Genomic DNA, 24,295 nt, shown 5'->3' on the forward strand with positions numbered 1-24,295 from the left:
CTCTCTTCCTATCATTGCTCTAACTCTTTTACTGCTTCTAATAAGATATTCTTAATATCCTTATTTACAAATCCAAGCTGTTTCATCTTCTCTAAGAAGTCAGATAATTGATCTTTTGCTAATGCGTGTTTTGTTTCCTGAATCAATGCCTCGTCCTGTGTAATAAATCTTCCGCTGGTGCGGTTTGTATAAATAAGTCCACCCCGTTCCAACTCTGCTAATGCTTTTTGCATTGTATTCGGATTCACCTCTGCATCTGCTGCCAGCTCCCTTACAGAAGGTAATTTGTCGCCGGATTGATATTCACCGGATACAATACGCCGTTGTATATATTCCATCAGTTGCAGATATATAGATCTATCAGATTTTAATTCCCATGCCATATGTTTGTCTCCTCTCTAAATAGTTGTACCGTTGTATTAATTAAATAGTACAATAGTACAATTATATTTGTCAAGGGGATTTTTAAATAATTGTTTCTTTGCCTTGACATTTATGCTTTATAACTATATACTACTGACATACGATTAATTCATAGTATTCCTATAAGTTTAAATAGCTTTAGAGTGTGAGGTGAAAATATGCTAGAAATTAAAGATATTCACAAATCATTTAATAAAAATACAGTACTTGATGGTGTTAATATAAAAATACAAAAAGGGGATGTTGTTGTTCTTCTTGGACCAAGTGGTTCAGGTAAAACCACTCTTTTACGTTGTATAAATTTTTTAGAAAAAGCAGATAGAGGGCTGATTACCTTTAATGAATTAACTGCAGATTTTACAAATATCAAGAAGAAAGAAATTTCTGAACTTCGTAAGAAAACCGGCTTTGTCTTTCAAAACTATAACTTATTCAATAATAAAACGGCTTTAGAAAATGTGGCAATCGGGTTGATACATTCTCGTAAGGTCTTACCGGAAAAAGCCTATGAACAAGCAAAAAAAGCTCTGGATAAAGTGGGGCTGGAGGGAAAATATGATTATTATCCATCACAACTTTCAGGCGGCCAGCAGCAAAGAGTCGGTATTGCACGAGCCTTTGTTTTCAACCCGGATGTAATCCTGTTTGACGAACCAACATCAGCCTTAGACCCGGAACTAATTTCAGAAGTACTTACTATCATGAAACAACTGGCCAAAGAAGGAACTACGATGCTTGTAGTGACCCATGAAATGAGCTTTGCCAGGGAAGTTGCAAACCATGTGATTTTTATGGATAAAGGTAAAATTGTGGAAGAAGGTACTCCTTCTGATATTTTCACAAATCCGAGGGAAGAACGAACAAAACAATTTTTAAGAAGAATTATCAATGATTTTGATTACGTTATATAAACAAAATAAAATATTAAACAGAAAGAATGAGGATCAGATTATGAGAAAACGTACAATTGCAGCAATACTTACTAGTGTAATGATTATTGGAGCTCTTACCGGATGTGGAAATAAGAAATCTACTTCTACAGATTTACTTACAAGTATTAAAGATGCTGGAGAGATCAAGATCGGAACAGAAGGTACCTATGCACCATACACTTACCATGATGATAATGGAGATTTGGTTGGCTATGATGTAGAAATAGCAGAGGCTGTGGCAGAAAAATTAGGAGTAAAAGCGGAATTTGTTGAAACCAAATGGGATAGTATTATTGCTGGCCTTGATGCCAAACGTTTTGATTTAATTGCAAATCAAGTTAGTATTACAGAAGAACGTCAGGAAAAATATAGTTTTTCTACCCCTTATACATATACCAGAGGGGCTCTTGTAGTGGCTGAAGCTAATGAAAATATTACAAAATTTGAAGATCTGTCCGGTAAAAAATCTGCTCAATCTCTTACAAGTAACTGGGGCGCTCTAGCCGAAAGTTATGGCGCAGAGTTAGTGGGAACGGATGGTTTTAATCAGTCTATTGAACTAGTACTTGCAGGCAGAGCCGATGCTACAATAAATGACAATTTAACTTTCTATGATTATGTAAAGCAAAAACCAGAATCTAAAGTGAAAATTGCTGCTTTATCAGAGGAAGTCAGTTCAAATGCATTCTTGATCAGGAAAGATAATGATACTTTCGTGAAGGCTATTAATACTGCCCTTGATGAATTAGTTAAAGATGGCACTATAAAAGAAATCTCTGAAAAGTATTTTGGAGTTGATGTTTCTACACAAGAATAAATTTGTGACATTAGAAAGGAGGTATTTGTAATGGATGCCCGCACCATAGAGATCTTACAAAATTCCTTTATGAAAATATTAATTCCAGGACTCACTTATACCATTCCACTTACTTTAATTTCTTTTTTCCTGGGATTAGTTCTTGCACTTTTGGTTGCCCTTATACAAATTGCAGATATTAAAGTTTTGAAACATGTTGCAAAGTTCTATGTTTGGATTATCCGTGGAACTCCATTACTAGTACAAATTTTCATTATATTCTATGGTCTTCCTAATATTGGTATTATACTGGATCCATTACCAGCTGCAATTATTGCATTTTCCTTAAATGTGGGTGCCTATGCTTCTGAAACACTTAGGGCCGCAATCCTGTCAGTGCCAAAAGGGCAGTTAGAAGCCGGGTATTGTGTTGGTCTGTCCTATTTTAAAACAATGAGACTTATTATTTTACCTCAAGCATTTAAAACCGCTTTCCCTCCTTTATTTAATTCTTTTATCGGACTTGTAAAGGATACGTCCCTTGCTGCTAATATCACTGTTACTGAAATGTTTATGGCAACACAGCAAATCGCCGCAAAACTATATGAACCTTTAATTCTGTATTGTGAGGTTGCAGTGATCTACTTATTTTTCTGTACAGTCCTTTCAAAGATTCAGAAATATGGTGAGAAAAGAATGAGTATGTCTCAATAATACTGTCTCATCTTAATTCTAAAAGAACTTATATATTTCCCATCTTGAATACTGAGAAATATATAAGTTCCCTCCATTGTTTCCATTTTGCCTATTTTTCCAATAAATACTTTTTCCCTTTTAATGCTATTTCTATCCTGTCTAAAATCTCCTCTGAGTCGGCTTCCACTGTGTGAAGATGAACTCCATCTGTTAATTCCTTAAGAGGCTGCACTTTTTTTGTCTTTACTTTATTTACAAAATCATATACATCCTGTCTGGTAGTTATAATCAGGTTGGTACTTATCTCACCATATATGTCATGTGAAACTATAACATCTAATACTTTCCCTCCATTATCAACTATAGTACACAATTCATCCTCTATTTGATCCGTAGTATGTTTCATAAGAAAGCATCGATTTACCTTTTGCTTTTCCTGATAATATAGAATATATCCTTTTGTAGTTGATAAAATATTCTTGTTGACTGCACGCAGCAAAGCAATATCCTGGACAATTACCTGACGGCTCACTCCAAGACATTTTGACAATTCACTTCCTGATACCGGCTCTTTACTATTCTTTAAAATCTCTATTAATTTCTCTCTTCTTTCATGTCCTTCCATGTAACCCCTCCTACTTTATTGACTTTTCAAAATGCTGATAGTCTTTGCTATTTTTCCAATCTCCACCCCAGGTAAAACCATACTTTGTAAATATATTATAGCAAATATCATTTTTTTTAATATAATATTTATTGTCAATGCTGCGATCTGCATATTTTTCTCCACTTACAGGCAGCACTTCCCTGACTCCATTTTTCATTCTCACATAAGGATTATAAAGAGGATTAATATCAATTGCTAACCCCTTCCCATGATTTGAATATGTTGTTGTGCCATCAATATAGCGAAAATTAAATGCTGATGAATTATTTGCTGACATAGAAGCATTGTCATCTGCATTATACTCATCTACTAATTCCATTCGTTCAATTGGGTATTCTGCTTCATACAATTCTTTAAAGATGGAAATAACATCATCTGCTATTCTTTTGTTTACGATCATTTCTCCAACATGAGTTTCTCCATCAAAGCCATAATATAAAAGTTCTAAATATCTTAGATCTTCTAATGGAAGAGGGCAGTTTTTCTTGTAAGATTTATTATATATCCTGTCATAGATTTCATCTGTTATTTTAATCTTGGTAAAATACTCATTCACATTAACTTCTCCCGTATTGAAAGTGGCTGTTATTCTGTCTTCCTTTTCAACCTGCATTTGATCCTCTGATTCTTTCTCTATAATATTTGAATTATCATTATCATATGCATTTCTTTTTGTACTTTTACTTTTTGCCGGCTCAGAACTTTCGTCATATTCTGATTCTATTTTATCATTAAAATTCTCTTTAGGATCATTTTCCTCTGTTGCTGTTACAGATTCTTGATTCTTTCCATTTAAAGTTAAAAAGAGATACCCCACGATTGATAAAATCAATAAACATAATATTATCCTTTTAAAAATGCTCATGACCTTCATAGGACCACCTCTTAATCATCTTCCTCTATTACATGGATTTCAAGAAAATCAAAATCTATTCCATCAATAAAATTATCCTTTGTAAACCTGGTTTTATCATGGCGTTTAAAATCATCTATATTGGACTCTAACCATAATGGTTTAGATAAATCAAATTCATAACACACTTTATCAATAGCATTGTAAACTTTTCTTGTTCTATTTATTTTATCATCATTACATATTACTACATCACGAAGCATTCTATTGTCTTTAAATATTTTACCCCATAAACGAAACATACATTTTTTCTCCATTTCATAATTAATCCGGTAATACCATATGTATCACTTTTGCTTAGTATTATAGCAACAGTCCTCTCTACTGTCTATAGTAAGCAAACTGGTTTCTTAAATAAAAAGTTCTTTTTGTTCAGGATACCCTTTTCCCATACCATAAAAACGGGCGTCACAGGAATACTCTGTGACACCCTCTTAAAACTTCATCTATCTATTTAATTATAATCTCTTTAATAATTCTTCTCTTTGGTCTTCAAAACCTGGTTTACCAAGTAATGCAAACATATTCTTCTTATAGCTTTCTACGCCTGGCTGATCAAATGGATTTACACCTAACATATATCCGCTTAATCCACAGGCAAACTCAAAGAAATAGAATAATTGTCCAATGTAATATTCATTCTCTTCTGGCAGATTTACAACTAAATTAGGAACATTTCCATCTGTATGAGCTAAAATAGTTCCCTTCATCGCACTTTTGTTCATGAAATCAACTGTTTTTCCAGCAAGATAATTCAATCCATCAAGATCAACTTCTTCCTCTTCTAACACAATTTCATGTTTTTGTTTTTCAAGGTTAATCACTGTCTCGAACATTGTTCTTTGTCCGTCTTGAATAAACTGTCCCATAGAATGAAGGTCTGTTGTTAAATCTACAGATGCCGGGAAGATACCTTTTTGATCTTTTCCTTCACTTTCACCATATAATTGTTTCCACCATTCAGATACATAGTGAAGAGATGGTTCATAGTTTGCTAATATTTCAATATTCTTACCTTTTCTAAGTAAAATATTACGGATAGCTGCATATTTCATAGAATCATTATCTGTGAAACCGTCATTCAAACAACGTTCTCTCTGACTGGCAGCACCTTCCATAAGCTTTGTTATATCTGCTCCACTCACTGCAATCGGAAGTAAGCCAACCGCAGTAAGAACTGAGAAACGACCGCCAACATCATCAGGAACTACAAAACTTTCATAGCCTTCTTCCGTTGCTAAATTTTTTAAAGCTCCTCTTGATTTATCTGTTGTTGCATAAATTCTTTTTGCCGCTTCTTCTTTACCATATTTCTCAATAAGAAGTTTTTTAAATACACGAAATGCTATCGCCGGCTCGGTTGTAGTACCAGATTTACTGATCATATTGATAGAAAAGTCCCTATCTCCGATTACTTCAATAAGATGGCGGATATACGTACTGCTAATATTATTACCAACATAATAGATTTCAGGTGTTTTTCTAATTTCCTTTGATACACTATTATAAAAACTATGTCTTAATGATTCAATAGCTGCTCTTGCACCCAGGTATGAACCACCAATACCTATTACCAGAAGTACTTCGGAGTCACTCTGAATCTTACCAGCAGCTTTCTTAATACGTGCAAATTCTTCTTTATCATAATTAACAGGAAGATCAATCCATCCTAAAAAGTCATTCCCTGCACCACTTTTTCCAACTAATTCATTCCTTGCATTTTCAACTGTTTTTTCAATCATTCTCACTTCTTCATCAGAAATGAATTTTTTAGCTATTGAATAATCAAATGTAACTCTTTCTGCCATAATATTACACTCCTTTTCTCTTTTATTTTATGCTTAACCATTATTTTAACAAATGATTTCTTTATTATCAATAGCTATTTTACACGAGAAATTAGAGCATGATTTACATTATGCCATAAATTCTTTTAAAATATCTTCTATAATTTCTTCTTCTTCCTTATTGATTTTATAATTTTCTGTTGTTTTTTTATCAGGATTTAACTTCCTGTCATTTTTGGAACTAAATTTAGCTTGTCCATCTTCTCTTTTTCTATCTCTATTTCCTTTTATATAATTGACTCCATTTTGTACTTCCTCTTTTACTGCCGCAGTATCTTCTATATGTAATAAATCTTTACCTTTTACTTTCTGCTCTGATTTTTTTTCTAAATGCTGGGAAACATTATGTTTGTCTGTATTGTCTGTATTTCTTTCTTCATTCTCATTAATGAAATATTCATTCCGATATTCTTCTAATTTTTCAGGATAAAAATTCTCCTGCTCTAATCTTACTTTTAGCATATTTTCAAGGTAATCTTTCATATTTATCCGAATAATATTCCGTTTCGCCGGTAGATTTAAAAAGCTTTCAAAAATTATCAACAAGGCGCTTGTAAGTAACCCAATAAAAAATGTGGATAAAATTGCCGTTTTTCCACAGTCATAATAAACAGCTAAACCTGCGCCAATTGCACCAGTTAGTAGGCATAAAATTAGAAGTTGTCCACTTATATTTTCCCATGTGTATAACAATATCCCACAAAATTTATACTTATACATATACTTATCCACAAAAATATCCACATTATTAACACCAATCTTCAATTTGTAGCAGGCTTCGAACTTCATTTTGACTAATTTCATCAATTTATTATTCGTATTTGCCATATTATCAGATGATTTTATCAGATTTTTATATATTCCATAGATAAGAATTTTAACCAATATGCCCAGACTACATAATACGGACATTAAAATTAATAATATATTATTATCAAATAATTCTTGAACTTGTACCATTAAAAATCTCCTCGCTTTTCCATTAATTTACAAATATTATAACGGATATCTATAAATTTGAAAAGGGAGGAGATGAAATTTCGATAGACAAAATAGCACAAAAAATGCATTCTGACAATTTATATTCTGCCTATAATCTTGTTACTAATTCATGTAGAAGCTTTACCGTATGCTCAATTGCTTTCATTTCAAATTCACTGTAATCCATCTCAGCACTGTTGTCTGCTTTGTCTGAAATCGCACGGATAATTAGAAATGGTATATTATTAAGATAAGCAGCCTGAGCAATTGCTGCTCCTTCCATTTCAGTGCAATAACCATCAAATAATTTAACCAGGCTTTCTTTCTTTCCTCGTTCTGAAATAAATTGATCCCCGCTCACAATTCTTCCGACAAATACATTTATATCCTTATTCACTTCTTCACATACTTCCCTTGCTGTTTTTAAAAGAAGGGTATCTGCAATAAATGTTGATGTATCCATGCGAGGTATCACTCCCGGCTCATAGCCAAATCCTGTGGCATCCATATCATGTTGAACTGTATCTTTTGATAACACAATATCACCAATATTAATTTCATTTCGCAAAGATCCTGCTACCCCTGTATTGATAATTCCTTCAACCTGATATTCATCCACAAGGATTTGTGCACATACTGCAGCATTTACTTTACCAATTCCACTTCGTACAACAACAATATCCTTTCCAGATAATTTCCCTTTATAAAATTCCATTGATGCTTTTTTTGTGATGATCACATCTTCCATACGTTCCTTCATAATATTTACTTCTTCATCCATTGCTCCAATGATTCCAATATGATTCATAAATTTCTCCTCGCTTGCAATATTAATGTATAGATTATATTACATCATGAACAAGTTCATGATCTTGTTATATTCGCCAAATGCTTCGCGCTTGGCTCATTATTTTCATTATATCATATATTATTTTCTATGGTATTTATTTTCATATTGGATTGCAAAACTCCTATCACTGGTATAGAATGTTATATGGAATTGAACTCTTACTATTTATTGAATTTTATTACAATGATAGTAAATTGGTTTCTACCAGAGAATTGATTCTGATTCTAAATATGAAGCACCCTCCTAATAGTAATTACATATTTGAAAGGATTTAAATAAATGAAATATAAAACTCATGGGGTATGCTGCACTGAGATAGATTTTGAAGTAGAGAATAATATTATTAAATCTGTAGAGTTTAAAAATGGATGTGCTGGCAATACTGCTGGAATAGCAAAACTTATTGTTGGTATGTCTGTAGATGATGTCATCGAAAAGCTGGAAGGAACAAGATGTGGATTTAGAGAAACCTCCTGTCCCGATCAACTGGCCAAAGCTCTTAAAAGTATAAAGGAGTAGCATTGAAACAATTCAAAAGAATTTATATCGAAATAACAAATGTTTGTAATTTAAATTGCAGTTTTTGTCCACCACTGAAAAGATTACCTAAATTTATGCTTTTAACAGAATTTTCACAAATTCTTGATAAAGTAGAACCATATACAGATTATGTGTATCTCCATATTAAAGGAGAGCCTTTACTTCATCCAAATCTTGGTGAAATACTGGATCTTTGCCATCAAAAAAATATATATGCAAATATTACTACCAATGGTACGAAAATTTCTTCTGCAAGAAATGTACTATATCATGCACCTGCTCTAAGACAAATTAACATCTCTTTGCATAGTTTTGAAGATATAGCCATATCAAGACTTAAGGAATTGGATTCTTATCTAAAAGAGATAATAATAACAGCAAAATATCTTAATGAAAATACAGATTCTATTACCGCCTTAAGATTATGGAATCTTGATAAAGATAACATAACCAAAGAAGCAATGGAAAGAAATAAATATATTCTAAATATTTTAAATCAGGAATTTGCATCCTTAGATTATTCCTCAATTACGGACAGCAAACTGAGGAATAAAGGAATAAAACTAATGAATAAAATCTATCTAAATTTTGACTACGAATTTGCCTGGCCAAGTCTTAATGCCTCCTATGTTGGAGATACTGGATATTGTTATGGCTTAAAAACCCAGCTGGGAATTTTAGCAGATGGCACCGTAGTACCTTGCTGCCTTGATGAAGATGGTATCATTAACCTGGGCAATATATATCAGGATGAATTAGATAATATATTAAATTCCACGAAAGCAAAAAATATAATTGAAAACTTTGGAAATCGTAAAGTAGCGGAGGAACTTTGCCAAAAATGTGGATACAGAGAACGGTTTTCCTGATACTTTATAATTTTTTACCTGGAGGCTTATTATGAAAAAAATAGTATTAACTGGCGGGGGGACTGCCGGACATGTTACACCCAATATTGCCCTCTTGCCTGAACTAAAAAAATCAGGCTATGATATCCATTATATTGGTTCCTATGATGGTATTGAGAGAAAATTGATTGAAGAATTCGATATACCTTATTATGGAATCTCTTCTGGCAAACTAAGAAGATATTTTGATCCTAAAAATTTCAGCGATCCTTTTAAAGTAATAAAAGGATTCAGAGAAGCTTCTTCCCTGTTAAAAAAATTAAACCCTGATATCATCTTCTCTAAAGGAGGATTTGTAACAGTACCAGTTGTTTTAGCAGCGAAAAGACGAGGAATCCCATATATTATCCACGAATCTGATATTACACCTGGTTTAGCCAATAAAATAGGAATCCCTTTTGCATCCAGAATTTGTGCTAATTTTCCTGAAACCCTTAATAATCTTCCCGCTAATAAAGCAGTCCTTACAGGTTCTCCAATTCGTAAAGAATTATTCTCAGGTAATAAAATCAGAGGCCTTGAATTCTGTGGATTTACTGCAAACAAGCCTGTTATACTTGTAATTGGCGGCAGTCTTGGTTCCGTTTTTGTAAATGATTCAATTAGGGGTATATTGCCAACTTTATTAGAGAATTTCCAAGTAATTCATTTATGCGGTAAAGATAAATTAGATGAAAATTTACAAAAAACACCTGGCTATGTTCAATTTGAATATATTAAAAAAGAGCTGAGTGACTTATTAGACTGTGCTGATTTAGTGATATCCAGAGCAGGTGCTAATGCAATTTGCGAAATATTGGCCCTAAGAAAACCGAATATATTAATACCTTTATCTGCAGGTTCAAGCAGGGGAGATCAGATATTAAATGCAGAATCTTTTCAGCGTCAAGGCTTTAGTTATGTCTTGCATGAAGAAAATTTAACAAATATCACATTATTAGAAGCCATTAATACTGTGTATAAAGAAAAAGAAACTTATATTAATACAATGAATCATAGTAAATTACTAAATTCTATTGATACTATCGTAGATTTAATTAATGAAGTCATTGAGGAATCTAAAACAAAAATATAATCAGTAGAAAGAATATATAATAAGAGTCTGTTATATTCCTGTCCCTATAATTATAAGAAAGTCTATGCTATCCCTACAATACACTGTGTGAAGGGAGAGCATAGACTTTCTTGCATTATTCATAATAATTTTACATGTTTACAAATAAGGTTATATTTTAACATTCTTTTTTAGTTATAGTTTTTCCTTAATGGCTTTTGCTAATTGATCCATCTCACCCTCTATATATTTTGTGGAGGTCCATGTTATTTTAACCTTATCATTTTCAAACCTTGGAATCAAATGCATATGAAAATGAAAAACTGTTTGTCCTGCTGCTGCACCGTTGTTTTGTAACACATTTAATCCATCACAGTTTAATTCATTCATTAATATTTTACCTATATTAGCAGCAATTACGAACACTTTTGCTGCTTCATCCTTCGTTAGATCAAAAATATTATCTGCATGGTTTTTAGGAATAATAATTACATGACCTTTTGATGCTGGTGAAATATCAAGAATAGCTTTAAAATCATCATCTTCATAAACACATGCAGATGGAATTTCACCTGCTGCTATTTTACAAAAAATGCACTCGTCTTTTTTCATATAAAAAACTCCTAACTTTATAATTGTCGATAATTGTTGATGTTTTAGTATTGCTTAATTTTTCAAAAAATGATAATCTTTTCTTGGAGGTATAATTATGTTTACAGATGAAGAACTATATAAAATTGAAACTCTATGTCGGGAACATCCTGAATTTCGTCACATTATGAGGCGATTCAAAGAAGAGAGCCGGTATATGCTCTCTAGCATCTCACATGAACTTCGTAATCCGATTACTCTGATACATAGCACAGTTCAACTAATGGAGAAAAAGAACCCTGAAATTACACAGATTCCGTATTGGTCCCAATTAAGAAGTGATATAAATTATACCATATCAATCTTAGAAGAATATACCAATTATAACCATAGTGAAGAAATCCGTTTATCCAATGTAGATTTGTATGAGCTGATCGATAATATCAAAAATAATTTCAGACTAATTAGTAATGATAAAAATATTAATATATGTCTTGACGCATCCGATATCTCAAGAAAGCATATTAAATCTTATTCCTGTGATGAGATTAAGATGAAACAAGTCTTTATTAATATTATTAAAAATGCTATTGAGGCAATTAGTAAAAAAGGATTTATACATATTGAAATTAACGCAGATCCAGCTCTACTTTGCAAAAATATTGATGGTAATACTTATATGGTAATAATCATAAGCAATAATGGTAAAAAAATTGAAGAAGATGAGCTTCCAAATATATTTGAACCATTTGTCACTTATAAAGCAGGCGGAACTGGGCTTGGCCTTGCAATTGCCAGCCGGGTTATTTCCTCTCATGGCGGAAATATACAAGCTTTTTCTGATGATGAGATAACAAGTTTTCATATTATGTTACCATTATTATAATTCTTTCTCTCATAACATACTGTCATAGATCCTATTGAAGCATTAGTATATTTAAGTTTATTACATAAACTAAATTTATTAATGTTTATTTGTCTGTGCTAATTTGGAATTCTATATAATATCAAATTTGAAAATGGTATCGAACATTCTGAGGACTTTAAAATTTCCTTTTGCAGTAAGTTCTCCTGCCATGAATGCATTTTGAAATGTACTTCGTCCCTTTATAATTCTTTCCATTACGTCATGGGTGGTTTTTGCTATTACATTTGCATTATCCATTTCTCCATAATAACATTTTAAGTCTGAATCAGCTATTTCAATAATTAGTGTCTTATTCTTATCTGCAATGTTAATTGAATACGATGCATTAAAACCCTTTTGTGGATGAAAATTCTCTCTTATATTCTTAACAAATTCTGATTCATTATCCCCATTTTCACTGCCTAACATTTCTTTAAAAATCTGGGTAAGTTCTTCAATATCCTCTTTTTGTTTCTTTACGTATGTATCATCCGATACATACATAGAAAGCTGTTCACTTTCCTGGGGCGTTAAATCTATTGTACTGGTTCTAAGAAGATTTTCTTTTACCACATAGTTACTTGTAGGGAGTATTTTAACCTTTTGATTAATACTTCTATACAGATTTTCTGCCTTTTTCTCAATAATTTTACTATAATCCGGATTTGTTTCAAAGTCAACATGGTCTTCTACATATGCACTCACTCCACTAATCGGTGTACCACCAAGCATTTCCCAAGCTTCGATCAGAGTTAATTCTGCTGCTCTTTCTCCATAAGTAGTGGCCATTACAACTGGCAGCATATATGTTTTACTGATTTTTTCTTTATCTCCATATAACCAGCATGCATCTAAAAATTGCTGCATAAAACCGCCAATTCCAAACCATTCCACTGTGGTGGCAAGGATTACACCATCTGCCTCCTTTAAAGTCTTAGGTAACATATTAATTCCATTCTTATCTTCATACAAATTGTATTTCGTTACTTCTACTCTTAATTCTTCTAGTACTTCTGTTAATTTATTAATAACATAAAGAGTCGGATCTTCAATAAGCCCTCTGCCACCGTAATAAATGTTTACTTTCAAATTAATACACCTCTCTCTTCTTTGGTTTTCTATATATGAGTGCAGCTATTAGTAATCCTGCTATAAATCCTGCAATATGAGCAACATTATCAATTTCCTGACTTGAAAAACCGCTATAAATACTTAATATTGCAAATATAATTAATTGTCCTGTACTTATATCTTCTAAACGTCCACGATTAACAAGAACGATATATAGCATTGATCCTACAACACCAAAGATAGCACCAGATGCTCCTACTGCAACAACATTATTATTCTGTATCATATTATAACCCATTGAAGCGACTCCCGCAATAACACCTGAACCCAAATATATCAAGAGATACCGTATTTTCCCTGCCGCTCGTTCCAGGTTATCACCTATAAAAATCAGAATAATCATATTATTGGCAAGGTGACGAAATCCAAAATGCAAAAACATATATGTGAATAACCGATGGTACTCTTCATAAGTTACAACATATGGCCAAAACATTGCTCCATTATTAAGCATATAGTCTGTATCCATAGTAGAACCATTCATCTCTAAATAGAAAAATATGATAACATTAATAAGGATAATGAGCGTATTGCATATGGTAAAATAGTTTCTCCTTGAATAATTTCTTTGGCTTTGTCCCCCATAATTATTTGTATTATGGGAACGCCCTTCATTATTATTAATAGGAGTTGTATAAGTATCCTTTTTATAGATCTCTCTGTCTTCACCGGTATATTCATATTTATATGGTTCGATAATAATAGGTTTTAAAATTTCTTCAATCATTGTTCTCATATCGAGAAACGATGAGTTCTGATGCTCAAATAATATGAGTTTACGTTCCTTTGTGTCAACAATCCAGCAATTTTCTAATACTGAAGGAATATTTTTGACTTTCTCTGTATTATTTGTGCATAATAAATTCAATATATGAATCTGTTCAAAATTCTTTTTGCCAAATTGGCTCATTACCTGATCAGTTATGTTCTCACATTGTTCTTTCGTAAATTCATTTCCTTGATTCATATTATATAATAATATAACATACGCCTGCTCCAAAATAACCGTATAATAAAGATAAATTCCATCCACATTCACGGTTACTTTATGATAATTCTTTTGTTGCAGCTTTAATAAGATGTCATTAATAATCAACAATATCATTCCCAACTTTTTATATATAAGGCAGATAAATTTTTACAGTTAGATTGATTATAGCATAAATATCCAATAAATCAATGAAACAATAAAAAAGAAGGATATCAATATATTCTTTAGAAAATCCTTCTTTTATAAGAATATTATAAAATGTTTAGTTATATTATCTCATTTAATATTTCAAATTGATAGGTGATATTCGCCATTCTTACTTCATCACCAAGGTGTAATTCTTTCGGAACATCCGCTTTTAATCTATTGCTATTTAAGTATGTTCCATTTGTTGAATTAAGATCTGTAATAAAAAATCCTTCTCCTTTTTGTTCTATTTTTGCATGAAATCTACTGATAACATTACTTTTTACCGATTTGTCTACCTGATCATTGAGTTTTCCGAAAAAGAAAGGAAATTCTATGATTTTTATATCTTTGTAATTTATTGAGTTTGTTGATTTTAATATATAAGTAAGTTCCTCATCTATTAGGAAAGTTGTCTTTTCAGAATTGTAGTTATCTAGTAATACAGTTCTATTTTCTTTTTCCTCCTCTTCACTCTCTGTTTCATTGATATCTACATCATTAATGTATTCTACCTTTCCTTTTATCTTAGGAATTTTATTCTTTTTGTGCAGTAATTTACTTAAAAGATAAATCTCACCGGTCCCTAAAACTAATATATACCCAAACATTTTTATAATGTCTAATTTTTCATTAAACTTATCATAATATAATTCAAATTTATATCCCATTAAGATCAATATAATATAAGCCATTACAGAAAATGCTGAAAATCCTATTGCTTTTTCAGAGTAAACCATAACTTCTTCTTCACTTTCCAGCCTTTCTTCCATTATTGGGATTATAAATTTTTTATTACTTTTATCTTTACTTTCTACCTTTCTCTTAACCTTGCTCCTGCTTTTTTCAGCTATTTTATAATTATTATCTTTATTATTTTCAATATTACTCTTTTCTGTACTTTTATTAATACTAATTCTATTATTCTTCTTGGATATGAACTCTTCCTTTTTACATTTGTTATTAATAAAGTCTAATAATTTATCAAATGTAGGGTATTCCTCTTTACTGATTTTATAAAGTCCATAAATAAAAAGTATTCCTTGTTCATCATTATAATCAACTTTATTCATTAGATATTCTATTAGACTGCTTAATTGATCAGTAATGTCTTTTTGATATCCATCCAGATAACACAGACTCACTTCATATGTAGGTAAAATATAAAGATAATCAGGATCTAATACAAAATCATTTTCAAGTAGCAAGTATTCTTTTCCTTCTTCAATAGCTTTAATAGTCTCCTCCATTATTTTCTTTACTTCCTCATATCTGAGAGCGATATTATCTAATGACCGGGTTAATGATTGCCTGGATGTTATATCATAGTGATATTGCTTTACATTATCAACGATATGCAAGTCAAGACTGAGCAGCCCCTTAATTTTATTATTTAGCAGCATTTTTAAGCTATAATTAGAATTTTCTTCCTCACTGACTATAATCAAATATTGGCCATCAAAATCTTTTTTATATTGTGAATTGATCAAATTTCTTCTCCCCTCACTCCCCTGTTGTGCATAATATCCTCTATAAGATTACCCCTTACTTAATAAAAGCTTTTAATTTTTTTAAAATTTCATCATAGCCTTTCAGATCATCAACGATACCCTCAACTACATCAAATTGTCGAATGAATTCTGCCGGATAGTGAACACGTCCCTTAGATAGTATTGTAAAATTCGTGCCGCTTCCAGTGAAAAATTCTTTTACTTTTAATATAGATATATTCATGTCAACTTCTACTCTAACCGCTATATTTGAATGATCCGCATCCACTACAATATCATTGATTTCCGCTATATATAAATTAATGGATAGTTGTTCCTCCAATATTCTTCCGATTTCTTCTCTTTCCTGTTTGGTATCGCCAATCACAGGAAAGTAAATTCCCCTATTATCTATATTTATATAATCAATTTCATCACCAGCCCCATTCCATTCGTGTTTAACCATTAATCCTGCCTGAATTATATTAGCATTAAGGATTGCCTGAATTCTGGATTTGTCATGGAGATAGAATCCCATATAAATCAGAGCTATTATCACAAAAATAATGATGGGTATAATCAATGCTGCTTCCACCGTATAGCTTGCACGAGATACAAACAGTATGAACGTACTGTCTTCATTATTTATTTTCTCTTCCTTTTTCTGTTGTCTATTGATAGTATAGATTAAATATTTTTCCAGCATTATGATAAAATCACCCCAATATACCCCAAAAAAATAAATGGAATAAACGGTAATGTTGTTTTCTTAGTGATTTTTTTTAAAAATAATAAAATCACAGAAAACAGGAATATCAAAAGGAGAGCATATAAAAACAGGAAAGCGTTTTCCCAAAAACCCAAGCCAATACCGGTAAGAATAAGTACGATCCCATCACCCATTCCTATCTGCCATCTGCTTAATCTGCCAATTCCAATCATTGATATACCAACAATAGTTCCAAAAAGTCCATTTACAATAGAAATATTATTCCGAAAAGGAAGGCAGATCAATAAAATAATGATGCCTGGAACGATTATACTCATTGAAATTCTTCTTCTTTTTATATCTTTAATACTAGAAATTACTAAGATTACTCCCAATAGAATTTGGACAAATGTATCATATATATTCATAAAAATCCTCCTATTTTAATCTCCATGACCACCACATCTTGAACAAGGAGATCTTCCCTGTACTTTGGATAATAAAATCTCTATCACACTTCTTTTTAATTTACTGCAGGATAATGTGGAATGATATCGATTGCCATCTGAAGTTATATAGACAACTGCTGTTGAATCCAAGTGTTTGTCCCTCATACAGCTTTCACAAGCATAATATTTCCCTCCACTGTCATTTCTTTGTACCCCGAGATTCTCAAATTTGCATTCAGAAATATTAAACTTAATATATGTACAATCTCTCCTAATGTGGTAAACCGTCCCTGTCCTGGTTATATAAACAATTCTATCATCCACTGCACCATCTTCTTTTTTCTCTATTAGATAATTAATTGGCTTATATCCAGTAAATGCCCTTATCTTCACGGATTGAACTGTAAGTATATTTCCCAGCCTATAGATAGGAACAGGTATTTTAATATTGTATAATGCAATTATTTCTATCATGTCATTTTGCTCAAGGAATTTGGACTGTAATAAAGAAATACCTCCTATTCCCCCAATAACACATGAATTATCAATAATATCTTTATTTATATATTCCTTCATCTTTGCCTGATAAAAGATAGATGCTCCAAGATTATTTATATCAACATATTCTTTTGAAATATTATTAAATTTACTATCGTTTTTCGCTTCATTTTTCTCATTATATTTGTCATCACCCTCATAGTTTTTAATGTAGTCATAAATAAAAGCATATTGAGATGCAAATTCTCCTGTTTGGGTAATTGCAGACTGAATAATTTCTTGAACAAGTAAAATTTGCAGAAAATATAGAATTGCCATAATGCCAAAAATAAATATAGGAAGTACTAAGCTGGCTTCTACAGTAATGGATGCCCGATTATTCTTATTATATGTATTATTGTTTCCCATAAGTTTTCCTTCCATTGAACTAATAGGAATAAATTAGGATATCCTCTCGCTATTTTTAGGGGTAATTTTTATTGCCCTTTGTGGGCTTGCTTCTTATCGGGGTAATGATGCTTAGAGAGAATGCTAATAAATTGTATTTTTAATAGTTACAAAAATAGAGTTTGAAGAATATAGGATCCATGTTTGGATCAGCGAGAGGATATCCTAATTTATCCCTAAAGTTTTTAGTAAGAATACTCTTTAGTAACATCATATTTGTAACCCTGTATGTCACTGTTTAGTATTTTGTTTACAAACGGTAATTTAATAAATTTAGCCCCAATATAAAATTCTGCTTTTACTTTATATCCATAGATACAGTTTTCCATTAAAAAGTTTTCTTCATATTTATACCTTATATTTTCTTGTATTAAATCCATCATTCTTTTACATTTCATGTTTTGGTTCATAAGGTACAGAAAAACCCTGATATATTCATCATAATTCATATCATAAGAAGCACTTCTTTTGTCAGATAACTTTGTCACTTTTTCTTGAATCAGCTTTTTGTTCATAAGTAATAATTCACTATATTGTATTGCAAAATTGCTTTTTCCCTTTATAAATGGTATATATTTATTCTCTAATAATCCAGTGGTATCTACTAAAGCTTCTTCATATGCCCAAATGAGCAAAATTGCCATTTTGGTAAGACTTATCAATGGTTCAAGACATGTAAACCCCACTAAGGCTGCTGCTGTTGCATATGCCAATCCACTTTTTTCACTATCCGTAAATAAATATACAAAATTCATAATTGTCCGGGTAAACAATAATTTATGTACTATATCTGAAAAATTATCATAATCCTTCAAATTGCCATTCAATATATATTCCTGTTCATATTCCAGCATAGTTTTTTTTAATGTTTTTTCATTTGTTTTACTACTTTGATTTTTAAAATGCTCTATTATATATTCATTTAATAAGACCATTTCTAAAAGCTCATTACTATTATTTATTTCCCCAATCTCTTCTTTGCTCTCTTTTGCATATTCTCCAAATGAAGATTTTAAATTGTCACGATAATCATCTTCATTCCAGTGGCTTATATTATTAGAAATCTCTTCTTCGACTTGTTCTCCTTTGTTTTTTTCAATTAGTTTAGACGGAAGATCAAGACCGGAAAGTTCTCTTTTAGAGATAGCAGATAAATCTTTTACAACCAGGTTTAAAACACCATCATTTATTAATTCTTTAAAATAAGTAACAGGATTTTTCACATTTGGGTCAATTTTGAGAGAACTATAATCAAACCAAAGATCTTTTGTATCATATGCTTTTAAAGATTGGCTAAGATTTGTGGTGAATAAAATCATTTGATTTATGCTTTCTTCTGCTTCATTTATTGGTATATTATTAATGGCATATACCCCTTCTAATATCCCATAATTACATGATAATGCATTCTGGATGGCAGCCAGCCTGTTTTTACTTAGATTATACTCTTTTTTCTCTCCTAAATTATTAATATATTCCTTCATTTTATTAGAATCTTTATTTAATTCATTATATAATTTTTCATCAACATTCTCTTTATTTTCACTCAGATACTCCTCATACAACTTGACCTCATTCGCTGCCTTTTCTTGATTTATGGAGATACTGGGAATCACTTTTAATGCAGCACTAATTTTGTTTTGGGTTCCCTCTGTTAGATCTATTAATCGATTGACATTAAATTTTATATTTTCCAGTGACTTATTCTTTTTATTTTCTAATTCATTTATCTTTGAACTTATGTGAGCCTTCCGTTCTTCACTGCCTTCATCATCATCACTTATACTTTCTAACTCATTCTTAAGATTTTCTATCTGTTCTTTATAAATTTTAATATTCTTCTCATATCCAATAATCTCATTAAGCCAGACAATTGGCGTTTGATAACTGCTCATTAGTGACTCAAAAACAACATCCTGGGATATTGCCAAACTATTTTTATCTATAGCCCCGACACAGAATTTTTTTACAAAATTTTTCTCCGTTTTTATTAAATTATTTTTATAATGAATTCCTCTTTTATCCACAGAAATGCCTTCTATATAACGGATTAAATCCAACATACTTTCACTAAGAGTATAAGCTGACTCTTCCAGGTTTATCTTTTTTTCCATAATATCTGATACCTGTACAGACGTTTCAGAATTAGTATACTTTTCTCCAGCAGTTTCAATCAGATTCGCTGGTAACTTATATTTCATGAATCCAACTGCTTCATGAATAAACATTTTATTTTCTAAGTCCATTGCTCTTACTGTATCTTCTATGGAAATATTGTCAATGGAAACATCATATAAATTCATAGTTGGCATATCAAAAGAATGTCCTAATAATGTATACTCTTTTGATGGATTTAAGGAAAACTCCATATATTCTTCCATAATCTCAGCCATCTGAGGTAAATTTATTTCCCTGGTTCCATATCCTCCATCAAGAAAAAACAGATGATAATCTTCGTACATTGGGTAAAAATATTCCCCCAATACAGATCCCATTGAAGTCGTCAGCGCCCGGCTGGCATAAACTTTTGCAATATTGATTCTGGCCCCTTCAATTACAGTGCCAATAAGAGACAATATCAATAATAAAACGAGACTCAAAAAAGCTGTAACTTCTCCTTTTTTTTCTTTAATCCAGAATTTCATCTGTGTCACCTGTAATAGCTTCAAATGCATCTTCGACAATATCACTTATATTGTCTTTGAAAATAACTACAAGGCCAACTAAAATAACAAGAATTAATATAATCTCTACTACACCAATTCCATCCTCTTCTTTTACAAATCCTTCTATAAGTTCCTTAAATTTATTCATATAATCCCTCCGTAAATTTTATAATCCTGATATTGCAGGTACTAATATAATTACCAGAACAATTAAGAGCATTAACATCATCGGTAACAATAATTTTGTTGATGCTTCTTCTCCTAATCTTTTCGCCAATTCCTTTCTTTCGTTAAAAGCCTCCATAGCCTCATACTCTAAAAGTTCTAACAATCCCTTCGACCCTTTTTTAAGGTTTTGTGAAATCAGGGATGAAAACCTTAAATAAGGTAATACTTTCATTCTCTTGCCGTAACTTTCATATGCTTTCATTTCAATCACTCCATTATGTAGTTCATTATATGTAATGATCATTTCTTCATAAGCAAATCTTTTGTTTTTAGCTCCTTCCCTGTTTTTATTAACATACTCCTTAACTACCTTTCCCCAGGCATTTTTCATGGTCATACCAGCGCCTAATAATAAAACAATTTTGTTAACTATTTCCGGATAATCCATTAAAACCTGCATTTCCCTTTTTTTATATTGATCTAACAGCTCTTTATCAAAAAGAAAGTAGATAAATCCCGTTATAATAATTCCAATAAAAAACATCTTCTCACTTTCTCTGTTCTCAGGCTCATTATAATTTATTTTCCTTTCTCCAATATCCTCCGGTAATATTTGTTCTTTTTCGGTTATAGTATCTCTGGACTTATTTTCAATAGCTTCTTTCAACGCATCTAATACTTGTTCTCTTCTGGATACTATTTTAGGTTTAACTCTAAGTGTAATCAGATAATTTTCAATAGTGTCAAAATATTCAATCTGTGCTGTAATCTGGACCAATTCCCCCTCTTTGGGGATATTGCTATTATTAAGGTCTCCTCTCGTATCAATGATATTTTTATTATCTATTTTCCATTTTATCTTAATGCTTGTCCCTGGGATTTGCTTCATTAATACCAGGGGCTTTCTTACATCATCTAAAGATTCATTTTCTCCTAATATATTTAAATCAATATATTTTCTTGCTTCTTCAAAGCTTTTTAACATAGCTTCATTATCATATCTTCTTTCCTCTATATTAAGATTTAATTCGTCCTTGATAGAATCTTTCTTATCTTCTACCTCCACATATAAACGTACCTTTTTTTCACCCTCTCCATAGGTTGGCCTTTGAATAGCATTTCCATTAATCAATTGGCTTTTTTGCATAGAATTCAGTTCATTAAATAAAGAAAATATAGAAATCAAAAATATTAAAGCAATGATAAATGAGCACTTTTTACACCAGTATAGTGGAAGCTGAGTTTCTTTTTTCTCTCCTATATTCAAAGATTCTAATGCCTCTTTTGTGTTTTGATTGATAAAATGTTGATGAAGTTCGAATTTATCAAAAATATACAGACACAATGGATACAGAAATAAGAGAGGATGCTCTTTTTTGAGACATGTATGAAGAAAGTTTTTTTCATAGGTACGATTTAATATCATTCCTATAATTAAACCAGTTAAGATAGTAATGTAAATAATGATTATGAAAAACACCCCCAAACAGAAATTTAAACTTTATTATATTTCAATATTTATAATCTTTTTTGATAGCAGGAATGAGACAATGTACACAATAAGAGCTGCTGTCATAATGATTATCCCAAATAAATTATGATATAGAGGATCCAGAAATCCCGGTGAGAACATCCACATATATAAAATGATTCCTAATGGTATCAGATTCATGATCTTCGTTTCAAATTGTTTCGCTGTAATTAACGTTTTTATTTCTCGTTTTACATCTACCTTATCTCCAATTACTTTGCTTGTTGCCCGAATGATCTTAATCATATCTCCGCCAGTTCGTTTTGCTGTTATAAAAACTTCTGCAAAATTATGAATATCTTCTAACTGACTTCGATTGGCGAATTCTTGCAATACTTCTTCGATTGTTCTATTCATTCTTATTTGAGATGCCATATATTCGAATTCATTAACTATATAGGAAGATTCTCCATATAGAATTTTTAGATCACCAATTGCCTCTGATAATGAATTTTCAATGGAATACCCTGCGTTAAGAGAAGACGAAATGCTCATAATACCATCTCTAAATTCCAGATTTAATTTCCATTTTCTTTCCTCAATTAATTTATTTTTTTTATACTTTAGATAAAGAATGCTAAATGGGCTTAGTAAGAATATGCCTAAGAAACTTTTATAGAATAGATACCCAATACCAGACAAAAAGAGAATTCCTGAAAGTAAATTTATGACCATTTCTTTTTTAGAAAATTTATATTCATTATAATTTATTATAATTGCATCCCTGCCTTACTTAATTTTGATCTATGAATTAATTCTTGATTTGTTTTTACTAACGATCCAATAACATATCCCTCTTCTGTTTCTCCCTCTTCTTTAAAAACAAATAATTTATTAACTTCAATTTCTCCATCTATGCAATCCAGAATTTCTACAATTTCCATTACTTTCCTCGTTTTATCTCTTAGTCTGTCTAGATGAATGATGATATCTATAGCAGAAGCAATCTGTTTTCTTACTGCCAATAATGGAAGATCAGCTGCATATAATACTAAAGTTTCTATTCTTGCCAGCATATCTGTAGGTGAATTTGCATGTCCCGTGGAAAGGCTTCCATCATGTCCCGTATTATAGGCTGTTAGTAAGTCCAGGGCTGCTCCGTCACGGATTTCTCCAACCACAATACGATCCGGCCTCATCCTAAGAGATGATTTAATTAAGTCCCTAATTGATATTTCGTTATTACCTTCCACATTTGCATTACGCACCTCTAAACGCACCAGATTCTGTATATTCTGTAATTGTAATTCAGCAGAATCTTCAATTGTAATGATACGCTCATCTGAAGGGATGAAATTAGATACCGCATTTAAAAATGTTGTTTTTCCAGAACCGGTTCCTCCACTTATAAAGATATTATATCCCGATATTACCAGAGTCTTTAGATATTCTGCCGCTTCTTTCGTAATTGACCCAATTTCAATTAATTTCTCTATTGTAATGGGCTTATCTGGGAATTTTCTTATGGTAACAATGGGTCCGTTGATGGCAACAGGAGGCAGCACAACATTTACCCTGGAACCATTTTCAAGTCTGGCATCCACAATTGGATTCAACTCATTTATAATGCGATTCGCTCCGGATACAATTTGCTGAATCACATCTTCTAATTTCTTTTTTGATTCAAATTTTTGATTCCATCTGTTAATTTTACCTTGCCTTTCAATAAATATATTATTTTCTCCATTCACCATGATCTCGGTAATTGTATTGTCATCAATTAATTCCTGAAGGACATCAAGCCTGCGGATAGAGTTAAATATTTCTGCGCTTAACTTTACTTTTTCTTCAATTGTAATATCTTTACTTTTCACTTCATTTACAACGACATTATCAATTATCTCCTGAATTTCTTCATCGGTTACATCTTTAGTTAAGTCCATTTTATTAAGAACAATGTCTTTTAACCTTGTTTTTATTTCTT

Annotated in this window: 26 protein-coding genes; 7 read left to right on the plus strand and 19 right to left on the minus strand. The window is 31.4% G+C overall.

Annotation, left to right across the window (positions count from 1 at the left end):
- Positions 1 to 11 precede the first annotated feature (11 nt).
- Positions 12 to 383, minus strand: a complete 372-nt coding sequence (locus tag EDD66_RS16280; RefSeq protein WP_123610649.1) for a GntR family transcriptional regulator — start codon at positions 381 to 383, stop codon at positions 12 to 14.
- A 198-nt stretch (positions 384 to 581) separates the two neighbouring features.
- On the opposite strand from EDD66_RS16280, the gene EDD66_RS16285 reads away from it, so the two are divergent.
- Genes EDD66_RS16285 through EDD66_RS16295 form a run of 3 tightly spaced genes read left to right on the plus strand, consistent with a single transcriptional unit; the run spans position 582 to position 2,865 of the window.
- Complete coding sequence (locus EDD66_RS16285) at positions 582 to 1,334, plus strand: amino acid ABC transporter ATP-binding protein (RefSeq protein ID WP_123610650.1); 753 nt, start codon at positions 582 to 584, stop codon at positions 1,332 to 1,334.
- Positions 1,335 to 1,374: 40 nt separating this feature from the next.
- Positions 1,375 to 2,172 (plus strand): amino acid ABC transporter substrate-binding protein, encoded by a 798-nt coding sequence (locus EDD66_RS16290; protein ID WP_123610690.1) that lies wholly within the window; start codon positions 1,375 to 1,377, stop codon positions 2,170 to 2,172.
- A gap of 30 nt (positions 2,173 to 2,202) precedes the next feature.
- Complete coding sequence (locus EDD66_RS16295; RefSeq protein WP_123610651.1) at positions 2,203 to 2,865, plus strand: amino acid ABC transporter permease; 663 nt, start codon at positions 2,203 to 2,205, stop codon at positions 2,863 to 2,865.
- A gap of 91 nt (positions 2,866 to 2,956) precedes the next feature.
- Here EDD66_RS16295 and EDD66_RS16300 read toward each other — a convergent pair whose 3' ends face one another.
- From EDD66_RS16300 to EDD66_RS16325, 6 genes are all read right to left on the minus strand, one after another.
- Positions 2,957 to 3,472, minus strand: a complete 516-nt coding sequence (locus tag EDD66_RS16300; protein ID WP_123610652.1) for a transcription repressor NadR — start codon at positions 3,470 to 3,472, stop codon at positions 2,957 to 2,959.
- 10 nt (positions 3,473 to 3,482) lie between these two features.
- Positions 3,483 to 4,379 (minus strand): M15 family metallopeptidase, encoded by an 897-nt coding sequence (locus EDD66_RS16305; protein WP_243115398.1) that lies wholly within the window; start codon positions 4,377 to 4,379, stop codon positions 3,483 to 3,485.
- Between the two features lie 20 nt (positions 4,380 to 4,399).
- Entirely contained in the window at positions 4,400 to 4,669 is a 270-nt protein-coding gene (locus EDD66_RS16310) for a hypothetical protein (protein ID WP_123610653.1), read from the minus strand.
- Positions 4,670 to 4,885: 216 nt separating this feature from the next.
- Positions 4,886 to 6,235 (minus strand): glucose-6-phosphate isomerase, encoded by a 1,350-nt coding sequence (locus EDD66_RS16315; protein ID WP_123610654.1) that lies wholly within the window; start codon positions 6,233 to 6,235, stop codon positions 4,886 to 4,888.
- Positions 6,236 to 6,343: 108 nt separating this feature from the next.
- Positions 6,344 to 7,234 (minus strand): hypothetical protein, encoded by an 891-nt coding sequence (locus EDD66_RS16320; protein WP_123610655.1) that lies wholly within the window; start codon positions 7,232 to 7,234, stop codon positions 6,344 to 6,346.
- 130 nt (positions 7,235 to 7,364) lie between these two features.
- Positions 7,365 to 8,063 carry a 5'-methylthioadenosine/adenosylhomocysteine nucleosidase gene (locus tag EDD66_RS16325; RefSeq protein ID WP_123610656.1) on the minus strand — a complete coding sequence of 233 codons (699 nt, stop codon included), beginning with the start codon at positions 8,061 to 8,063 and terminating at the stop codon, positions 7,365 to 7,367.
- Between the two features lie 321 nt (positions 8,064 to 8,384).
- Here EDD66_RS16325 and EDD66_RS16330 point away from each other — a divergent pair, with 321 nt between their 5' ends.
- From EDD66_RS16330 to EDD66_RS16340, 3 genes are read left to right on the plus strand one after another with little or no spacing between them, the layout of a single operon-like run.
- Positions 8,385 to 8,624, plus strand: a complete 240-nt coding sequence (locus EDD66_RS16330) for a TIGR03905 family TSCPD domain-containing protein (protein WP_123610657.1) — start codon at positions 8,385 to 8,387, stop codon at positions 8,622 to 8,624.
- A gap of 2 nt (positions 8,625 to 8,626) precedes the next feature.
- The gene (locus tag EDD66_RS16335; RefSeq protein ID WP_123610658.1) at positions 8,627 to 9,514 is read left to right on the plus strand and encodes a radical SAM/SPASM domain-containing protein; all 888 of its coding nucleotides are present in this window, start codon (positions 8,627 to 8,629) and stop codon (positions 9,512 to 9,514) included.
- 31 nt (positions 9,515 to 9,545) lie between these two features.
- Entirely contained in the window at positions 9,546 to 10,628 is a 1,083-nt protein-coding gene (locus tag EDD66_RS16340) for an undecaprenyldiphospho-muramoylpentapeptide beta-N-acetylglucosaminyltransferase (RefSeq protein WP_123610659.1), read from the plus strand.
- A 174-nt stretch (positions 10,629 to 10,802) separates the two neighbouring features.
- Here EDD66_RS16340 and EDD66_RS16345 read toward each other — a convergent pair whose 3' ends face one another.
- Positions 10,803 to 11,219: an HIT family protein gene (locus EDD66_RS16345; protein ID WP_123610660.1), complete on the minus strand. Its 417-nt coding sequence runs from the start codon at positions 11,217 to 11,219 to the stop codon at positions 10,803 to 10,805.
- 97 nt (positions 11,220 to 11,316) lie between these two features.
- On the opposite strand from EDD66_RS16345, the gene EDD66_RS16350 reads away from it, so the two are divergent.
- Positions 11,317 to 12,084, plus strand: a complete 768-nt coding sequence (locus EDD66_RS16350; RefSeq protein ID WP_123610661.1) for a sensor histidine kinase — start codon at positions 11,317 to 11,319, stop codon at positions 12,082 to 12,084.
- Positions 12,085 to 12,195: 111 nt separating this feature from the next.
- Here the strand turns inward: EDD66_RS16350 and EDD66_RS16355 are convergent, their stop codons facing one another.
- The 11 genes from EDD66_RS16355 to EDD66_RS16405 form a co-directional block, all read right to left on the minus strand.
- Complete coding sequence (locus EDD66_RS16355; RefSeq protein WP_123610662.1) at positions 12,196 to 13,194, minus strand: SCP2 sterol-binding domain-containing protein; 999 nt, start codon at positions 13,192 to 13,194, stop codon at positions 12,196 to 12,198.
- Between the two features lies 1 nt (position 13,195).
- On the minus strand, positions 13,196 to 14,332 hold the full coding sequence (locus EDD66_RS18755) for a rhomboid family intramembrane serine protease (protein ID WP_243115399.1): 1,137 nt from the start codon (positions 14,330 to 14,332) through the stop codon (positions 13,196 to 13,198).
- A 161-nt stretch (positions 14,333 to 14,493) separates the two neighbouring features.
- Positions 14,494 to 15,903: a DUF6382 domain-containing protein gene (locus EDD66_RS16365; protein WP_123610663.1), complete on the minus strand. Its 1,410-nt coding sequence runs from the start codon at positions 15,901 to 15,903 to the stop codon at positions 14,494 to 14,496.
- A gap of 55 nt (positions 15,904 to 15,958) precedes the next feature.
- Positions 15,959 to 16,609: a TadE/TadG family type IV pilus assembly protein gene (locus EDD66_RS16370; RefSeq protein ID WP_123610664.1), complete on the minus strand. Its 651-nt coding sequence runs from the start codon at positions 16,607 to 16,609 to the stop codon at positions 15,959 to 15,961.
- Positions 16,609 to 17,040, minus strand: coding sequence for a prepilin peptidase (locus tag EDD66_RS16375; RefSeq protein WP_123610665.1), 432 nt, complete (start codon positions 17,038 to 17,040; stop codon positions 16,609 to 16,611). The genes EDD66_RS16370 and EDD66_RS16375 overlap by 1 nt, the downstream gene beginning before the upstream one ends.
- Positions 17,041 to 17,055: 15 nt before the next feature.
- Positions 17,056 to 17,967 carry a TadE family protein gene (locus tag EDD66_RS16380; RefSeq protein ID WP_123610666.1) on the minus strand — a complete coding sequence of 304 codons (912 nt, stop codon included), beginning with the start codon at positions 17,965 to 17,967 and terminating at the stop codon, positions 17,056 to 17,058.
- Positions 17,968 to 18,191: 224 nt separating this feature from the next.
- Complete coding sequence (locus EDD66_RS16385; protein ID WP_123610667.1) at positions 18,192 to 20,651, minus strand: DUF5702 domain-containing protein; 2,460 nt, start codon at positions 20,649 to 20,651, stop codon at positions 18,192 to 18,194.
- Positions 20,635 to 20,820 (minus strand): Flp1 family type IVb pilin, encoded by a 186-nt coding sequence (locus EDD66_RS16390; protein WP_123610668.1) that lies wholly within the window; start codon positions 20,818 to 20,820, stop codon positions 20,635 to 20,637. Before EDD66_RS16390 ends, EDD66_RS16385 begins: the two co-directional genes overlap by 17 nt.
- 18 nt (positions 20,821 to 20,838) lie before the next feature.
- Positions 20,839 to 22,107 carry a hypothetical protein gene (locus tag EDD66_RS16395; protein WP_123610669.1) on the minus strand — a complete coding sequence of 423 codons (1,269 nt, stop codon included), beginning with the start codon at positions 22,105 to 22,107 and terminating at the stop codon, positions 20,839 to 20,841.
- Positions 22,108 to 22,344: 237 nt separating this feature from the next.
- Positions 22,345 to 22,866 (minus strand): type II secretion system F family protein, encoded by a 522-nt coding sequence (locus EDD66_RS16400; protein ID WP_170164402.1) that lies wholly within the window; start codon positions 22,864 to 22,866, stop codon positions 22,345 to 22,347.
- 215 nt (positions 22,867 to 23,081) lie between these two features.
- Positions 23,082 to 24,254: a CpaF family protein gene (locus tag EDD66_RS16405; RefSeq protein ID WP_123610693.1), complete on the minus strand. Its 1,173-nt coding sequence runs from the start codon at positions 24,252 to 24,254 to the stop codon at positions 23,082 to 23,084.
- Positions 24,255 to 24,295 lie beyond the last annotated feature (41 nt).

The organism is Mobilisporobacter senegalensis, from assembly GCF_003752155.1.
Taxonomy (GTDB): Bacteria; Bacillota; Clostridia; order Lachnospirales; family Lachnospiraceae; genus Mobilisporobacter; species Mobilisporobacter senegalensis.

Bases quoted from the DNA above. Each gene is read 5' to 3' on its own strand.
- EDD66_RS16280 (WP_123610649.1), bottom strand. From the start codon at position 383: ATGGCATGGGAATTAAAATCTGATAGATCTATATATCTGCAACTGATG.
- EDD66_RS16285 (WP_123610650.1), top strand. From the start codon at position 582: ATGCTAGAAATTAAAGATATTCACAAATCATTTAATAAAAATACAGTA.
- EDD66_RS16290 (WP_123610690.1), top strand. From the start codon at position 1,375: ATGAGAAAACGTACAATTGCAGCAATACTTACTAGTGTAATGATTATT.
- EDD66_RS16295 (WP_123610651.1), top strand. From the start codon at position 2,203: ATGGATGCCCGCACCATAGAGATCTTACAAAATTCCTTTATGAAAATA.
- EDD66_RS16300 (WP_123610652.1), bottom strand. From the start codon at position 3,472: ATGGAAGGACATGAAAGAAGAGAGAAATTAATAGAGATTTTAAAGAAT.
- EDD66_RS16305 (WP_243115398.1), bottom strand. From the start codon at position 4,379: ATGAGCATTTTTAAAAGGATAATATTATGTTTATTGATTTTATCAATC.
- EDD66_RS16310 (WP_123610653.1), bottom strand. From the start codon at position 4,669: ATGTTTCGTTTATGGGGTAAAATATTTAAAGACAATAGAATGCTTCGT.
- EDD66_RS16315 (WP_123610654.1), bottom strand. From the start codon at position 6,235: ATGGCAGAAAGAGTTACATTTGATTATTCAATAGCTAAAAAATTCATT.
- EDD66_RS16320 (WP_123610655.1), bottom strand. From the start codon at position 7,234: ATGGTACAAGTTCAAGAATTATTTGATAATAATATATTATTAATTTTA.
- EDD66_RS16325 (WP_123610656.1), bottom strand. From the start codon at position 8,063: ATGAATCATATTGGAATCATTGGAGCAATGGATGAAGAAGTAAATATT.
- EDD66_RS16330 (WP_123610657.1), top strand. From the start codon at position 8,385: ATGAAATATAAAACTCATGGGGTATGCTGCACTGAGATAGATTTTGAA.
- EDD66_RS16340 (WP_123610659.1), top strand. From the start codon at position 9,546: ATGAAAAAAATAGTATTAACTGGCGGGGGGACTGCCGGACATGTTACA.
- EDD66_RS16345 (WP_123610660.1), bottom strand. From the start codon at position 11,219: ATGAAAAAAGACGAGTGCATTTTTTGTAAAATAGCAGCAGGTGAAATT.
- EDD66_RS16350 (WP_123610661.1), top strand. From the start codon at position 11,317: ATGTTTACAGATGAAGAACTATATAAAATTGAAACTCTATGTCGGGAA.
- EDD66_RS16370 (WP_123610664.1), bottom strand. From the start codon at position 16,609: ATGCTGGAAAAATATTTAATCTATACTATCAATAGACAACAGAAAAAG.
- EDD66_RS16375 (WP_123610665.1), bottom strand. From the start codon at position 17,040: ATGAATATATATGATACATTTGTCCAAATTCTATTGGGAGTAATCTTA.
- EDD66_RS16380 (WP_123610666.1), bottom strand. From the start codon at position 17,967: ATGGGAAACAATAATACATATAATAAGAATAATCGGGCATCCATTACT.
- EDD66_RS16385 (WP_123610667.1), bottom strand. From the start codon at position 20,651: ATGAAATTCTGGATTAAAGAAAAAAAAGGAGAAGTTACAGCTTTTTTG.
- EDD66_RS16390 (WP_123610668.1), bottom strand. From the start codon at position 20,820: ATGAATAAATTTAAGGAACTTATAGAAGGATTTGTAAAAGAAGAGGAT.
- EDD66_RS16400 (WP_170164402.1), bottom strand. From the start codon at position 22,866: ATGAGCATTTCGTCTTCTCTTAACGCAGGGTATTCCATTGAAAATTCA.
- EDD66_RS16405 (WP_123610693.1), bottom strand. From the start codon at position 24,254: ATGGACTTAACTAAAGATGTAACCGATGAAGAAATTCAGGAGATAATT.